This window comes from Pseudonocardia ammonioxydans, assembly GCF_900115005.1.
Taxonomy (GTDB): Bacteria; Actinomycetota; Actinomycetes; order Mycobacteriales; family Pseudonocardiaceae; genus Pseudonocardia; species Pseudonocardia ammonioxydans.
Genome location: NZ_FOUY01000003.1, coordinates 68910 through 84409 on the forward strand (window position 1 = coordinate 68910; position 15500 = coordinate 84409).

The 15500-nt window shown below is 75.8% G+C and carries 9 protein-coding genes; 2 read left to right on the top strand and 7 right to left on the bottom strand.

Translation table 11 applies throughout. The annotated features are described in order from the left end of the window. Positions 1-55: 55 nt before the first annotated feature. The 7 genes from BM093_RS04655 to BM093_RS04685 all read right to left on the bottom strand — a co-directional run bounded on the left by BM093_RS04655 (position 56) and on the right by BM093_RS04685 (position 11076). Entirely contained in the window at positions 56-1498 is a 1443-nt protein-coding gene (locus BM093_RS04655) for a M1 family aminopeptidase (protein WP_093337703.1), read from the bottom strand. 10 nt (positions 1499-1508) lie between these two features. After that, complete coding sequence (locus BM093_RS04660) at positions 1509-3296, bottom strand: heparan-alpha-glucosaminide N-acetyltransferase domain-containing protein (RefSeq protein ID WP_093337705.1); 1788 nt, start codon at positions 3294-3296, stop codon at positions 1509-1511. Next, a complete protein-coding gene (locus BM093_RS04665; protein WP_245773302.1) occupies positions 3293-4018 on the bottom strand; it encodes a BPL-N domain-containing protein in 726 nt (241 codons plus the stop codon). Before BM093_RS04665 ends, BM093_RS04660 begins: the two co-directional genes overlap by 4 nt. Beyond that, entirely contained in the window at positions 4015-8328 is a 4314-nt protein-coding gene (locus BM093_RS04670) for a Pls/PosA family non-ribosomal peptide synthetase (protein WP_218162659.1), read from the bottom strand. The genes BM093_RS04665 and BM093_RS04670 overlap by 4 nt, the downstream gene beginning before the upstream one ends. 211 nt (positions 8329-8539) lie before the next feature. Further along, positions 8540-9616, bottom strand: a complete 1077-nt coding sequence (locus BM093_RS04675) for a hypothetical protein (RefSeq protein ID WP_143105257.1) — start codon at positions 9614-9616, stop codon at positions 8540-8542. A gap of 114 nt (positions 9617-9730) precedes the next feature. Further along, positions 9731-10444 (bottom strand): FAD-binding oxidoreductase, encoded by a 714-nt coding sequence (locus BM093_RS04680; RefSeq protein ID WP_245773303.1) that lies wholly within the window; start codon positions 10442-10444, stop codon positions 9731-9733. A gap of 2 nt (positions 10445-10446) precedes the next feature. Next, positions 10447-11076 (bottom strand): molybdopterin-dependent oxidoreductase, encoded by a 630-nt coding sequence (locus BM093_RS04685; protein WP_093337713.1) that lies wholly within the window; start codon positions 11074-11076, stop codon positions 10447-10449. 192 nt (positions 11077-11268) lie between these two features. On the opposite strand from BM093_RS04685, the gene BM093_RS04690 reads away from it, so the two are divergent. Continuing rightward, positions 11269-13215, top strand: a complete 1947-nt coding sequence (locus BM093_RS04690) for a methylmalonyl-CoA mutase family protein (protein ID WP_093337716.1) — start codon at positions 11269-11271, stop codon at positions 13213-13215. Beyond that, positions 13212-15440 carry a methylmalonyl-CoA mutase gene (gene scpA / locus BM093_RS04695; RefSeq protein ID WP_093337718.1) on the top strand — a complete coding sequence of 743 codons (2229 nt, stop codon included), beginning with the start codon at positions 13212-13214 and terminating at the stop codon, positions 15438-15440. Before BM093_RS04690 ends, scpA begins: the two co-directional genes overlap by 4 nt. Positions 15441-15500: the final 60 nt, after the last annotated feature.

Consider the following 15500-nt stretch of genomic DNA (forward strand, 5'->3'; position numbering starts at 1 on the left):
TACGTGTGTCGCGTCCGGACGGTGCGGCGCCTGGCTCGCCGCCCGCCGGCCCCGCTCAGGAGCCGGCGAAGGCCCCGTGGGCCCGGAGTACCTCGAGCACCTCGGGCAGGTCGGCGAAGGCCCGCTCGACGTCGCCCGGTGCCGCGACCCGGTGCGCGTGCGTGGCCACGTAGTCGCGCATCGCGGCGTCGAAGCGTTCCTCGCCCACTCGCCGGCGGCCCTCGAGCAGGGCGGCGGCGCCCTGGTCGTAGACGCCGGTGACGTAGTCGGAGAAGCCGCCGCCGCGCCGGTCCCAGAATGCCATCGGGGCACCGATCGGGCCGTCCTCGCCGCGGGAGAAGTCGGCGATCCGGTACTGGCCGACCTGGCCGGCGACCAGCGCCTGGGCCCAGGTCGCGAACGCCTCGTCCAGCCACGGGTCGCGGCCCTGGTCGTTGCCGACCAGCGAGTAGAACCACATGTGCGCGAGCTCGTGGGCGGCCAGCGACCCCCGGGTGCCGTCGGCGACGTCGCCGAACTGCAGGTGGGTGGGGAACTCGACGCCGTCGCTCTGGGTGGGCACGACAGTGAGCCACAGCTCCGGGTACGGGTAGGGCCCGAGCAGCCGCTCCAGGCGCGGCAGGTGCTCGGCGACGGCGTCGGCCCAGTCCTGGGCGGAGCCGCGCAGTGCACCGCCGTGCCCGACCCCGGCCCGGCCCGCGGCCGGTACCGCGATGTGCACCCGGGTCGCCCCGACGGTCGTCTCGGTGATCCGGTAGGCGCCGACGGCGACCGCGACGTCGCGCAGTGCCTCGGCGGTGAACGTGTGCGTGGTGCGGCCCGGTCCGGCGGGCGCGGTGCCGGTCGGGGTGCCCACGCCGGCGACCTGCTGGTCCGCGCCCGCGGTGACGGCCAGCGAGGCGATCCGGGCGTCCTCGGACACGACCGTCTCGCCGGACATCCGCACCGCCGGGTCCCGGGCCCAGCCGCGGCCCTGGACCCACGCGAGCACCGGCAGCGGGGTGCCGAGCCACGCGGTCCCGGCCGCGGGGGAGTGGCCGATCCGCTCGGTGGAGTCGGCGCCGAGGGTGAGGTCGAACCCGAGCTCGGCGGTCACCGTCGTGCCGGCGTCCACACAGGACGGCAGCGGGAGCTCGACCAGCGTGCCCGGCGCCCCGGCGGGAGCTCCGGCCTGCTCGGTGCGCGGGGTGACCGCCGTCCCGTCCACCGCCGCCCGGGTGACCCGCGACGAGGTGCCGTCCTCGACCGTCGCCGGGCGGTTGGCCCAGAGCCGGAACACCAGCTCACAGATCCGGGCGTCGGGGGTGAACCGCACGGTCTGCGTCCCGGTCGCCGACGACAGGTCCGGCGCCATGTCCAGGGTGGCGTCGACGACCGGGCGGTCCTCCCGCGGCGGAGCGCGGTCCGGCTCCGGGACGCCGGCGGCGCAACCGCCCAGCACGGCGAGGACGATCGCGGCCGCGGCGAACCCGCGGTAGCGCCGGGCCTGGTCGATCATGGCCGCGAGGCTAGGTCCGATCCGCCCCTCCGGCGACCGGGGCGGGGCCCGCGGTCGCTGAGCTCACCCGATCGCGGCCGACGGCCCGGGCACGCACCCGGTCGCGCACGGTGCGCGACGGCGCGGACACCAGCGTCTCCAGCGGGCCGCGCCCGACGGCCCGCCGCCACGCGAGACCGGCCGCCGCGGCGACCGCGATCTGGACGAGGTAGCCCTGCACCGGCTCGAACGTGTCGAGCGGGGAGTTCATGAACAGCACCGAGGCCACGTAGAACGTCAGCGTCATCGACCCGGCCGCGGCGAGCGGGCGCAGCAGGTGCCCGAGCACGGTGGACACGCCGCGGGTGGTGACCGCGGTGAGCAGCAGCACCGCGCCGAGCACCGCCAGCGCCGACCCGGTGGTCTGCACGAGGTCGAGCGGGGTGCCCGAGTGCGGTGCGACCGTCGCCAGCCACCACCACGTCGTCGTCGGGGTGACGCCGTCGGGGTAGTAGGCGACGGCGTCGGCGATCGTCGGTGCGAAGGTCGCCAGCTCCGGCGGGCCGGCCGCCGCGATCGCGGCGTAGCCGCCGCCGGGCCCCAGCAGCAGCATCGAGATCCCGGTCGCGGCCAGCGCGGCTGCGAGACCGCCGCCGAGCAGCGTGGCCGCGGTACGGACCGAGGTCAGCCGCAGGCGTCCGACGACGATCCCGACCGCCATGTAGGCCAGCCAGATCACCGCCGGGTAGGCGCCGGTGACGGCCAGCCCGGACAGCAGCCCGAGCGGGTCGGTGACCAGGTCGACCACCGACGGGTGGCCCGGGTCGGTCGCCGGCAGGTACGGGCGCACCAGGTGCGACAGCACCGGCACCCCGAGGCACAGCAGCACCGCCAGCGGGGCGAGCACCCGGGTGCGCAGCGCGACGAGCGGGATCGCCAGCACGAACGCGACCGCGTAGTAGGGCAGGATCAGCGTGGCGATCGAGGGATCGGTCCAGCTCAGTGCCAGCGCGAGCAGCAGCAGGACCGCCGCCCGGGTGGCGAGCATCGCGGCGGTCGAGCGCAGCTCCGGTCCCCGCCGCACCGGGGCACGCCCGGTCATGAACGCCAGCGAGACGCCGGCGAGGAGCGCGAACAGCGCCGCCGAGCGCCCACCGAAGATCAGGTAGTTCAGGGTCGGGGCGCCGTCGTCGGTGGACTCGACCAGCGCGTGCACGGCGATGATCCCGAACAGGGCGATGCCGCGGGCCGCGTCGAGGCCGAGCAGCCGGCCGGGCCTGCCGGTGCTGCCGGGCAGCCCCGAGCTACCGGATCCCGAGCCACCGGATCCCGAGCCGCCGGACGCCGAGCCGCCGGACGCCAGGGCGCCGGAACCGGTGTTGCCGGAGCTCGAGCCGTCCGGCCCGGTCCCGGGCGTCCCGACGCCGTCCGTCGCCGGTACGGGGCCGGTCGCCGGTCGCGGGCCGGGTCGCGGTGCCGGTGTCGGTGCGACCGATGTCGTCGAGCCGGCGGGCGGTGCCGCGACCGGGAGCAGCTGCACGGTCGGGCCGTCGACCGGCGCGATCGCCGGGGCGGTCGGGGCCGGAGCGGTCGGGGCCGGAGCGGTCGGGGCCGGAGCGGTCGGGCCCGGAGCGGTCGGTGCCGGGGTGCTGGGTGTCCGGGCAGCGGGCGCCGGGGCAGTGTGTGCCGGGGCAGTGCGGGTCGGGGCAGTGCGGGCCGGGGCGCTGTCGCGGTCCGGCCCGGACGGCTGCTCGGGGGAGCGCTGCACGGGGATCGCGGGCAGGGTGCCCGGGTCGGGCGGGGGATGCGGGCGGTTCACGCCATCACCTCGTCGATCAGCTGGAGGCCGAGGTCGCGGGCATCGGTACGGGGCAGGCCGGCGTCGTCGAACCAGTCGGGGCCGGCCTCGGGATGCGGGCCGACGACGCCGACCCGCCCGGCGCCGAACGGCAGCACCGCCGCGGCGACCTCGTCGTTCGGGTAGCGGGCCAGGACCGAGACGTCCGTCCCCGCGTCGAGCAGGAAACGTGGGCCGTCCTGGAAGAACAGGGTGCGGTCGCGACCGGACCAGTCCAGGCGGACCAGGTCGTCGCCGTCGTGGGTGACGGTGGCGCCGCGGCTGTCGATCCACCGGTCGGTGTCGCCGGGCAGCAGCCCGAAGCCGGGGGTGGCACCGGCGAGGTAGCCGCCCAGGCAGAAGCCCAGGTAGCGGCCGCCGCCCGCGACGAGCTCGCGCAGCGGCCCGCGGACCCGGCGCACCCGCGGCCAGGCCGCCTCCAGGGTGCCGCCGCCGGGCTGGGCGTACAGCGTGGCCGCGGACAGCACGGCCGGGCTCAGCGCCAGCTCCTCGCGCGGGCCGACGAACCGGACGTCGAACCCGTGGCGGGCCGAGGCCAGCAGCGCCGCGACCGACTCGGGGCAGCCGGGCACGCTCGCCGGTCCGCGGTAGACCAGCGCGAGCGGGCCGTCGCCCCGCTGCGGCGCTGTATCGCCCCGCTCCGGGGTCATGAGGAACCGGCTCAGCAGACCGCGCAGGCTCACCGCTCCTCCACCCGGTGCCGGGACCGGCCCGCCATGCGGTCGCCACCGTGGCGCGGCGGGCCGCTGCGCTGCCGGGCCGGGGTCATCCGGTGCCGGCCGGAGGTGGAGCTGCCGACCAGCCGCGGGGCCGACCGGGTGTCGTCCACCGAGCGGATCCGCACCGTGCGGCCTGCGTGCGCCGGCTCGTCGGCACGGCCCGTCCGCTGCTCCGGGAGCACCCGGGGCAGGACGACCGTCCCCTCCGGGTCCACCGCGGCCGTGCGGTCGTCGGGCTCGGGGGCGGCGTCGGTCACGGGCTGGGCGGTGATGCCGCGCCACCGGCCGCCGGCGGGCAGGTGCTCGCCCTTCATCACCAGCGACAGCGGCTCCAGGCGCACCCCCGGCCCGACGACGGCGTCGTACAGCACGATCGCCCGGTCGCCGACCGTGGCGCCCTCGGCCACCCGGACCGCCGCCATCTTCATGACCCGGTCCTCGAACAGGTGCGTCTGCAGCGACACGTCCCGCCCGACGACGGCGTCGTCCCTGATCTCGACCAGGTCGAACTCGGTGAGGTAGGTGGTGGACACGCACGTCCGCCGCCCGATCCGGGCCCCCATCAGCCGCAGCAGCGGCGGCAGCAGCGGGGTCCCGGCCAGCATCGTCAGCAGCGCCGGCACGGCGGCGGCCTCGTAGAGCCCGGTCACGAACTCCGAGCGCCGCACGAACCGGCTCCACAGCGGCTCGACCCGCGGCCGGTAGGTGCCCACCACCAGCCACTTCAGGGCCGCGACGGCCAGCACCAGCAGCAGCGCCGTACCCAGCGCGAGCGCGGGGGCGGCGAGCACCACGGCCCAGGACGGCGCGCCGCGGGCCACGTCGGAGACCCCCTGCAGGAACAGGTGGATCGACACCGCGATCACCGAGGCGGGCAGCGTGGCGCGCAGGAACTCGATGCCCAGCCGCTCCGCGACCCGGGCCCGCGACGGCCGGAACGTCAGGTGCTCGGGCTGCTCGCCCGAGTCCTGCCGGACCGGCAGGTGCATCGCCGGGGAGCCGAGCCAGGTGGTGTCCGCGGGCACCCCGGACCGGGGCGGCACCGTCGCGACACCGACCAGCGACTCGTCGCCGAGGGTGGACCCGGCGGGTACGACCGCGGCGTTGCCGACGAACGCCCGCCGCCCGACCAGCGTCGGGCGCCGCACCATCCAGCCCCGGTGGAACGTCGCGCTGCCGACGCTCGCCATGTCGGCGACGAAGCTGCCCGGCGAGATCGTCAGCATCTCGGGGTCGATGTGCGAGGCGGTCGAGACCTCGGCGCCGCGACCGACGCGGGCGCCGAGCAGCCGGAGCCAGCCGACCGTGTACAGCGTCGCGTACAGCGAGTTGGTGTAGGCCAGGCTCATCTCGAGCAGCTTGTCCCCGAACCACTTCCGCAGCCCGATCCCGGAGCGGGCCGGGTACACGCCGGGCCCGGTACGCGGCATGACGGCCCACCGCCCGGCCGCGACCAGCACGCACACGGTGAGCACGAACACCGGTCCGACGACGATCGCGGCGGCCAGCGCGGGCCCGCCGCCGAACAGCAGCAGCGCGGTCCACACCAGCAGCACCGCCGGGACCAGCGAGGCCAGCGCGGTCAGTTCCAGGGCGAGGACGCCGCCGACCGCGGCGCCCAGGTGGGCCCGCGTCCAGGACGGTGCCGGGCCGTGCTCGGCCAGCTCGGCGACCGCGGCGTCGGCCGCGTCGGGCACGCAGGGCGACCCCGCCCAGTGCTCACCGCGGGGGACCAGCTGGTCCGCCGCGACCGCGGACTGCTCGCCGAGCACGGCGTCCGCGCCGATCATCGCGCCCGGCTCGACCACCGTGCCGGCACCGACGTGGGCGTGCGCGCCGACCGCGATCGGCGCCACCGTGACCCACCCGTCGGCGCAGGTCCAGGGCCGCAGCGCCACGCCGTAGCCGAGGGTGGCCTCGTCGTCGACCTGCAGCATCCGCGGCAGGGACAGCACCGAGGTACCGACGTGGGTGTCCCGGCCGACCCGTGCACCGAGCAGCCGCAGGTAGGCGGGGGCGAGCGGGCCGCCGGAGAGCACGGGCAGCGGGGACACCGCCAGCAGCAGGTCGGCCGACCACAACCGCAGGTGCGTGGTGCCCCACATGGGGTACTGGCCCGCGCGCATCCCCGCGGTGAGCGCGCGGACGGCCAGCGGCGCGAGCAGCCAGCGCACCAGCAGGAAGACCGCGGTCGAACCGACGGCCAGCTGGGCCAGCGCGGCCGGCCCGACCTGCCCGTCGTGCCAGGCGTACACCCCGGCGGCGGGCAACGTCATCGTCAGCATCAGGACGAACAGGGCCGCGGCCTGGGCCGCGCCGGCCGCGGTGTAGCGACGTCGCGAGTGCCGCAGCGGCTCCGGGCGCGGGGGCGGCGGGACCGCCCCGGTACCCGCGCCCGCGGCGTCGCCCGCCGGGTCGAGCGCGCCGGCCAGGCCGCGGACCGTGGGGTGCTCGTAGAGGTCGCGCACCGCCGGGGTCCGGCCGACCCCGCGCTCGCGCAGCAGCGTCACCACCCGGGCGGCGAGCAGCGAGTGCCCGCCGAGCTCGTCGAAGAAGTCGGCCTCGACCGAGACCTGGCCCGGGTCCAGCCCGAGCGCCTCGGCGAGGACCTCGCGGACCCGGGTCTCCAGCTCGGTGGCGGGCTCCACCAGCGGCCCGGTGGCCACGACCATCCGCGGGCCGGACGGCGCCGGCAGCGCCGGGCGGTCCACCTTCCCGCTGGGCATCATCGGCAGCCGGTCGAGGACCTCGACGTAGCCGGGGACCATGTACTCGGGCAGCCGGGCGCGCAGCAGGTCGTGCACCGCGTCCCGGTCGACTGTGTCCCGGTCCACCCCGGCCTCGGCTCCGGGGCCGGCGGCGGCGACCAGGTAGATCGCGAGCTCCTCCCCGGCGCCGTCGGCGGGGGCGGACAGGGCGGCGACCGCGCTCTCCACGTCCGGGCGCTCGAGCGCGACGCTCTCGATCTCGCCCAGGTCCACCCGGTGGCCGCGGATCTTCACCTCGTCGTCGGCTCGTCCCAGGTAGACGATCTCGCCGGCCTCGTCGATCCGGCCGAGGTCACCGGTGCGGTAGAGCCGGCCGTCGCCGTCCGGCGGGGCGGCGGGGTGGCGGACGAACCGGTCCGCGGTCCTCTCCGGCAGGTTGACGTAGCCCACGGCCACGCCCGGCCCGCCGATGCAGATCTCGCCGACCTCGCCGTGCGCGACCTCGCGCAGGGCGTCGTCCAGGATCACCACCGAGTAGCTGGGGACCGGGCGGCCGATCGTCACCGGGCGGCCGGGCTCCAGCTCGCCCCAGGTCGCGGTGACCGTGGCCTCGGTCGGCCCGTAGGTGTTGAGCATCCGCCGGCCCGGCCGCGCCCAGCGCTCCACCAGCCCGGCCGGGCAGGCCTCCCCGCCGACCAGCAGGGTGCGCAACGCGGGCAGCTCCCGCGGGATCGTCGCCAGCAGGGTCGGTACGCAGCACAGCACGGTGACGCCGGTGTCGGCCAGGAACTCGCCCAGCTCGGCCCCGATGCGCCGCGAGTCGGTCGGCCCGACGACGAGCGTGGCGCCGGCGGCGAAGGTCGGCCAGATCTCCTCGATCGAGAAGTCGAAGGAGATCGTCATGCCCTGGTAGACGCGGTCGTACGGGCGCACGTCGTAGACCCGGGTGATCTGGTGGACGAAGTTGCAGATGCTCGGGTGCGCGACGGCGACGCCCTTCGGCCGCCCGCTCGAGCCCGAGGTGTAGATGATGTACGCGAGCGGCGCGGTGCCCTCGTCCTGCGGGGCGGCGCCGTCCGGGACCGGCTCGAGCGGGTGCCGCGGCAGCGCCGCGACCTCCTCGGTGCACCGGTCCAGCTCGACCAGCCCGTCCTCCGGGAGGCCGACGGCCAGCTCGGAGGTCGTGACCAGCAGGTCCAGCCCGGCGTCGGTGCGGATGTAGTCCACCCGGTCCGGCGGGGCGGCCGGGTCGATCGGGACGAACGCGGCGCCGGTCTTGAGCACCGCCAGCAGCGCGGCGTAGGTCCGCCAGCTGCGGTGCAGCAGGATGCCGACCCGGCGCCCGGGCCCGGCACCGCGCGCCTGCAGGTGGCGGGCCAGCTGCACGGAGCGCGCGTCCAGCTCGGCGTAGGTCAGCTCCAGCGCGCCGTCCTGCAGCGCGACCGCTTCCGGGGCCCGGGCCACGGTGGCCTCGAAGAAGCGGTGCAACCGGTCCGGGAACCGGGCCGGCCGCGGGGCCGGGACCGGCGCCGGCGGACCGGACGCGCGGGGCGGGGACGTCGTCACGTGCTGTCACTCTCCTCGGGCGGCGGGGGGACCGGCCGGGTCTCGGGAAGGGGAGGAGCGGGGAGCCGCTCCGGCCGGCACGCCGTTGTGGTGCACCTGGATTGTCCCTGCGACCACTCCATCGCGTTACGCCGGTGGCCCCGTCAGGACCTGCGAAAAGTGACTCTGCGTACATCGGCCGCCGGGTTGATGCCGCCTCCGGCGGTTCGCGCTACTGCGTCCGGGGGAGCGGGGTGCCCGGCGACCGGTCGGCGGGTCCGGACGTCGGGTCCGGGTGAGGAAACCCACCCGCGTACTCGGCCGGCCGCACGGACGGCGCCGCCCGGTCGGCGGCCATCCCGGCGAGCAGCGACGCTCCCACGACGGCGAGCACGGTGCCGGCGAGTGTCTGGAGGAGATCCACGAACCCCACGGCTCCGGCCGCAGCCGACACCGGGCCCGTGATCCCGGAGAGCAGGAGTGTCGTCGCGTAGAGGCCGCTGCCGACGATCGCGCCGGTGCCCACCCAGGCGAGGCAGAGCGGCACCCGGGTGCGACCCGCGCGCGGGCGCCGGTGCAGGAGCGACAGCGTTCCCACCGCCGCGGCGACGGCGAAGACCGCCGTACCGCCGTCCGCGAGCTGCTCGGCGATCCCCCGGCTCCCGAGCACCGACGCCGGCAGCCCCCAGGTCGAACCGCACGCCCAGGACACCCGCGCCACCACCACGACGCTCAGCAGCGTCGTGGCCGCCCAGGCGGACGCGAGCGCGACCGGCCGGGCGGGACCCGCCGGTCCCGCGGCGATCCGGCTCGTGAACACCGGCGACCACCGGGCCCGCACATGGCCGACGAAGGCCGCCGAGAGCCCGATCGCCTGGGCGCCGAAGCTGAGGTACACCAGCGGGCCCACCCATGCCGCGAGGGAGCCGTCACCGACTGAGGTGGGATCACCCAGGACGGAGACGGCGACGACCGGGCCGGTGACCACGAACGGCGCCAGCAGGCCCGTCCCGATCCACGTCGGTGCCAGGACCAGCCACGGCGGCACCGACAGACCCCAGGAACGGGTGAAGGTCAGGATGACCAGCACGGCGACGACCTCCATCGCCGCCGTGACGAGGTTCCCTCCCTGCAGCACCGCGGCGTCGACCGGCGAGGCGCTCACGATCCCGACGGTCGAGCCCGCGATCCACGCGATCTTGAGCAGGAGGTACGGCAGGATCGCGGCGATCGCGAGGTGGCCGATCACCCGGGTGCGGTCGGGCCGGGGGGCCGGAGCCGCCGTGGAACGTCGTCGATGCTGCGTCATGCGTCCATGCTGTTGCGGGCCGTCCCGCCGCGGGTCCCCTCGCAGGGTGGCCCGCCTCCCTCGCGTGGGGGAGCGACGACCCGCACGCCCTGATCGAGGACCGGGCGGTGCCGGTCACGCCCCGGTGGGGCCGAACTGCTCGATCCGGATGGCGCCGTCGGGGACGCCGGCCCGGGCGAGCAGCGTCGCCGCGGCGTCGGCGAAGGCGGGCGAGCCGCACACGTAGGCGGTCTCGTCCCCGCGGACCAGCGGGGCCACGTCGTCGACGGTGAGCCGCCCGGCCGGTCGGGGCGAACCCGGCGGGGCGAGCCGGGTGAACACCGCGTGGACCCCGGGCCCGCGCAGCTCGGCACCGAAGTACAGGTCGCGCGGGGTGCGCACCGACACGAGCAGGCGGACCAGGTCGGGGCGCCCGGTCGCGCGGGCGTGGCGCAGCATCGCGGCCAGCGGCACCTGGCCCGACCCGCCGCCCACCAGCAGCGCCGGGCCGGTGCCGTCCCAGGCGAACCAGCCGCCGACCGGGCCGCGCACCTCGAGGACGTCGCCGGGGACCACGACGTCGTGCAGGAACTCCGAGACCTCGCCGTCGTGGAGCCGCTCCACGGTCAGCTCGATCTCCGCGCTCCCGTCCGGGGCGGAGGCCACCGAGTACGACCGCTGGGCGGTGTAGCCGTCCTCGGCGGTCAGGCGCAGCACATAGTGCTGGCCGGGCAGGTGCCCGGAGACCTGCTCGAGGCGCAGCCGCACGGTCCGGACCCGCGGGGCCTCGTCACGGACCGCCAGCACGGTCGCGGTCTGCCAGCGCAGGGTCCGGCGAGAGGTGGGCACGCTCAGTCCCCCTGGAAGCGCTGCTCGGCCCACGGGTCCCCGCGGTCGTGGTAGCCGTTGCGCTCCCAGAAGCCCGGGTCGTCGTCGGCGAGCAGCCGCAGGCCCGCGACCCACTTCACCGACTTCCAGAAGTAGAGGTGCGGGACCAGCAGCCGGGCGGGGCCGCCGTGCTCGCGGGTCAGCGGTTCCGGTCGGCCGGACCGCCCGGCACCGGACCCGGCGGCGAAGGCCAGCCAGGCCCGCCCGCCGGTCAGGTCGGCCAGCGGCAGGCTGGTCGTGTAGCCGGAGTGCGAGTGGGCGACCACGTACCGCGCCTGCGCCAGCGGCCCCGCCGCGGCCAGCAGCGTGTCGATCGGCACGCCCTCCCAGGACATCCCGAACTTCGTCCAGGTCGTCACGCAGTGGATGTCGCCGTCCCAGCGCTCGCGCGGCAGCGCCCGGGCCTCGTCCCAGGTCCACTCCACCGACCGCTCGACGAGGCCCTCGATGCGGAACGTCCACCGCGCGGTGTCCAGGTTCGGGGCACGCTCGGCGGTCAGCACCGGCCACTGGTCGCCGACGTCGTACTGGCCGGGCGGCAGCCGCGGGTCGCGCCGGCGCCTGCCCACGAAGCCTCGCGTGACGGGGGACATGACCGTCCACGATGCCGCACCGGGCCCGCGCGCCCGGCGTCGAGTGCGTCACACGGTGTGCGCGTCTCGCCACAGGCCCCGCGCCGGAACGGCACCGGCTCACTAGACTCCGCGGGACTTCGGCGACGTCACGACGGCGGCGCCCGGCGGGCAACGAGGCCGCCCCGCGGGCCGGTGAGGAGAACAGAGCGCATGACGGAGAGCGACCGCGGCGCGGTCGACCCAGGGCCCGTGGAGCCCGACGAGCTGGTTCTCGCGGGCGGGTTCGACCCGGTCACCCGCGAGCAGTGGCTGGCCGCGGCGGACGCGGTGGTCCGCAAGTCGGGCCACATCGCCGAGGACGCCGAGCTCGGTGCGGGCGTCGAGACCCTGACCCGCACGAGCGCGGACGGGATCCGGGTGGCGCCGCTGTACGCCGCCGAGGACGTCGAGGGGCTGCCGGAGACCGGGGTCCCGGGCGCCTGGCCGTTCACCCGCGGCGCACTCACCGACGGGCACGTGCCCGACGGCTGGGACATCCGCCAGCGGCACGCCGGCACCGATCCGGCGACGGTCCGCGAGGAGCTGCTGGCCGACCTGGAGTGCGGCGTCAACTCGATCTGGCTGCGGGTCGGTGTGGGCGGGGTCCCGGTCGGCGACCTCGGCACCGCGCTGCAGGGCGTGCACCTCGACCTGGCGGGTGTGGCGCTCGACGCCGGCGCCGACGCCGTCGGGGCCGCAACCGCCTACCTGGACCTGGCCGCCCGCAACGGGATCGACGACGCCGAGCTGCTCGGCTCGCTCGGCGTCGACCCGATCGGGCTGCGTGCCCGCACCGGCGCCGGCCCGGAGGGGGCCGGCCCCGACGCCGGGACCACCGCCGGCGTCCCCGAGGACGTCACCGCGCTGGCCCGGCGGGTCGCCGCGGACTTCCCGAAGGTCTCCGCGATCACCGTGGACGCCACCGTCGTCCGGGAGGCCGGCGGGTCCGACGCGCAGGAGCTCGGCTGGTCGCTGGCCGCCGGAGTCGCCTACCTGCGGGCGCTGACCGCGGCCGGCCTCGACGTCGCCGGCGCGGCCCGGTTGCTCGAGTTCCGCTACGCCGCGACCCCCGAGCAGTTCCCGACGACCGCCACGCTGCGCGCCGCGCGCCGGCTCTGGTCGCGGGTGCTCGAGGCCTGCGACCCGGACGGGGCCACCGCGGTGCCACAGCGCCAGCACGCCGTCGTGTCCGAGGCCCTGTTCTCCCAGCGCGACCCGTGGGTGAACATGCTGCGCGCCACCGTCGCCGGGTTCGCCGCGGGCGTCGGCGGCGCGGACGCGGTCACCGTGCCCCCGTTCGACGCCGCGCTGGGCCGCTCCGAGCCGTTCTCGCGGCGGATCGCGCGTAACACCCAGACCCTGCTCATCGAGGAGTCGCACCTGGCACGGGTGATCGACCCGGGCGGCGGGTCCTGGTACGTCGAGCACCTCACCGAGGACCTCGCGCGCGTCGCGTGGGAGTTCTTCCAGGAGATCGAGGGCGCGGGCGGCGCGGTCGCCGCGCTCGACTCGGGCCTGGTCGCGCAGCGGGTCGGCGAGGTCCGCGCGAAGCGGGAGGCCGACGTCGCCCGCCGGAAGGCGCCGCTGACCGGTGTCTCGGAGTTCCCGGACCTGGCCGAGACGCTGCTCGAGCGCGAGCCGCTGCCGGAACCGGTGCACCGCGGCGGGCTGCCGCTGTACCGCCCGGCCGAGGCCTACGAGGTCTACCGGGACCGTTCCGACGCCGCGCTGGCGGCGGACGGGGCGCGCCCGGCGGTGTTCCTCGCGACGCTCGGGCCGCTGGCGAGCTACACCGCGCGGGCGGGGTTCGCCCGCAACCTGCTGGCCGCCGGCGGGATCGACGCCGTCGACGCCGGCCCGACGGAGTCCGCGCAGGACGTGGTGGACGCGTTCGGCGGTTCCGGCACGCCGGTGGCCGTGCTGTGCTCCTCGGACGCGCTCTACGACGAGCGGGCCGCCGAGACCGCCGCCGCGCTGCGCGCGGCCGGTGCGTCCCGCATCCTGCTGGCCGGCAAGCCGAAGGAGCCGGTCCCGGGCGTGGACGGCACCCTGTACGCGGGGTGCGACGCCCTCGCCGTGATCGACGACGTCTACACCGTCCTGGAGGGGTCGAAGTGACCATTCCCGACTTCACCTCGTTGCCCCTGAACGCCCCGGCCGGCGCCGCGGCGGCCGGGCCGGCGGCGTCCGCGTGGTCCGGTTCCGCGCCGACCTGGGAGGCCCCGGAGGGGATCGGCGTCAAGCCGCTCTACACCCCGGCCGACCTCGCCGACGTCGACTTCCTGCGGACCTACCCGGGGATCACGCCGTACCTGCGCGGGCCGTACCCGACGATGTACACCAACCAGCCGTGGACGGTCCGGCAGTACGCCGGGTTCTCCACCGCGGCCGAGTCGAACGCGTTCTACCGGCGCAACCTCGCCGCGGGCCAGAAGGGCCTGTCGATCGCGTTCGACCTGGCCACCCACCGCGGCTACGACTCCGACCACCCGCGCGTCGCCGGCGACGTCGGCATGGCCGGGGTCGCGATCGACTCGATCCTCGACATGCGCCAGCTGTTCGACGGCATCCCGCTGGACAAGATGTCGGTGTCGATGACGATGAACGGCGCCGTGCTCCCGGTGCTCGCGCTCTACATCGTCGCGGCCGAGGAACAGGGCGTGGCGCCCGAGAAGCTGACCGGAACCATTCAGAACGACATTCTGAAGGAGTTCATGGTCCGCAACACCTACATCTACCCGCCGCAGCCGTCGATGCAGATCATCTCCGACATCTTCGGCTTCACCAGCGCGAAGATGCCGAAGTTCAACTCGATCTCGATCTCCGGGTACCACATCCAGGAGGCCGGGGCGACCAACGACCTCGAGCTCGCCTACACCCTCGCCGACGGCGTGGAGTACCTGCGGGCCGGGGTCGACGCCGGGCTGGACATCGACAAGTTCGCGCCACGGCTGAGCTTCTTCTGGGCGATCGGCATGAACTTCTTCATGGAGGTCGCCAAGATGCGGGCCGCGCGCCTGCTCTGGTCGAAGCTCGTGAACCGGTTCGACCCGAAGAACGCCAAGTCGCTGTCGCTGCGGACGCACTCGCAGACCTCCGGCTGGTCGCTGACCGCGCAGGACGTCTACAACAACGTCGTCCGCACCTGTGTCGAGGCGATGGCCGCGACCCAGGGCCACACCCAGTCGCTGCACACCAACGCGCTCGACGAGGCGCTCGCGCTGCCCACCGACTTCTCCGCGCGGATCGCGCGCAACACCCAGCTGCTGCTGCAGCAGGAGTCCGGGACGACCGGCGTGGTCGACCCGTGGGGCGGCTCGTACTACGTCGAGAAGCTGACCTACGACATCGCGAAGCGGGCGTGGGCGCACATCGACGAGGTCGAGAAGGCCGGCGGGATGGCGCAGGCGATCGACGCGGGCATCCCGAAGATGCGCGTCGAGGAGGCCGCGGCCCGCACCCAGGCCCGGATCGACTCCGGCCGCCAGCCGGTGATCGGCGTCAACAAGTACGTCGTCGAGGCCGACGAGCAGATCGACGTGCTCAAGGTCGACAACGCGAACGTGCGCCGCGAGCAGCTGGACAAGCTGGCGCGGCTGCGGGCCGAGCGCGACGACCGCGCCGTCGACACGTCGTTGCGCGCGCTCACCGGCGCCGCGGAGAAGATCGCCGAGGGCTCGCGGCGCGGCGACGACGAGAACCTGCTCGGCCTGGCCGTCGACGCGGCCCGGAACATGGCCACGGTCGGGGAGATCTCCGACGCGCTGGAGAAGGTGTTCGGGCGCCACGCCGGTCAGATCCGCATCATCTCCGGTGTGTACTCCGAGGAGGCCGGGCAGAACCCGGCGATCGACCGCGCCCGCGAACTCGTCTCCGAGTTCGCCGAGCACGAGGGCCGCCAGCCGCGGATCCTGGTCGCGAAGATGGGCCAGGACGGGCACGACCGCGGTCAGAAGGTGATCGCGACGGCGTTCGCCGACATCGGCTTCGACGTCGACGTGGGCCCGCTGTTCCAGACCCCGGCCGAGGTCGCGAAGCAGGCCGCCGAGTCCGACGTGCACGTGATCGGGGCCAGCTCGCTGGCCGCCGGGCACCTCACGCTGGTCCCGGAGCTGCGCCGCGAGCTCGCCGCGGTGGGCCGGGAGGACATCATGGTCGTCGTCGGCGGGGTCATCCCGCCGGCCGACGTGCCGGAGCTGCTGGAGATGGGCGCCGCGTCGGTGTTCCCGCCCGGCACGGTGATCGCCGAGGCCGCGGTGGACCTGCTCGGGAAGCTGTCGGCGAACCTCGGGCACGACGAGTCCGGACAGGCGGCCGGGACCGGCAGCGTCTTCGCGGACTGAGCCCGCCGCCCGCTCGCAGGCCGGCACCCCTGCGCGGGGTGCCGGCCCCGCTGCGTCGTG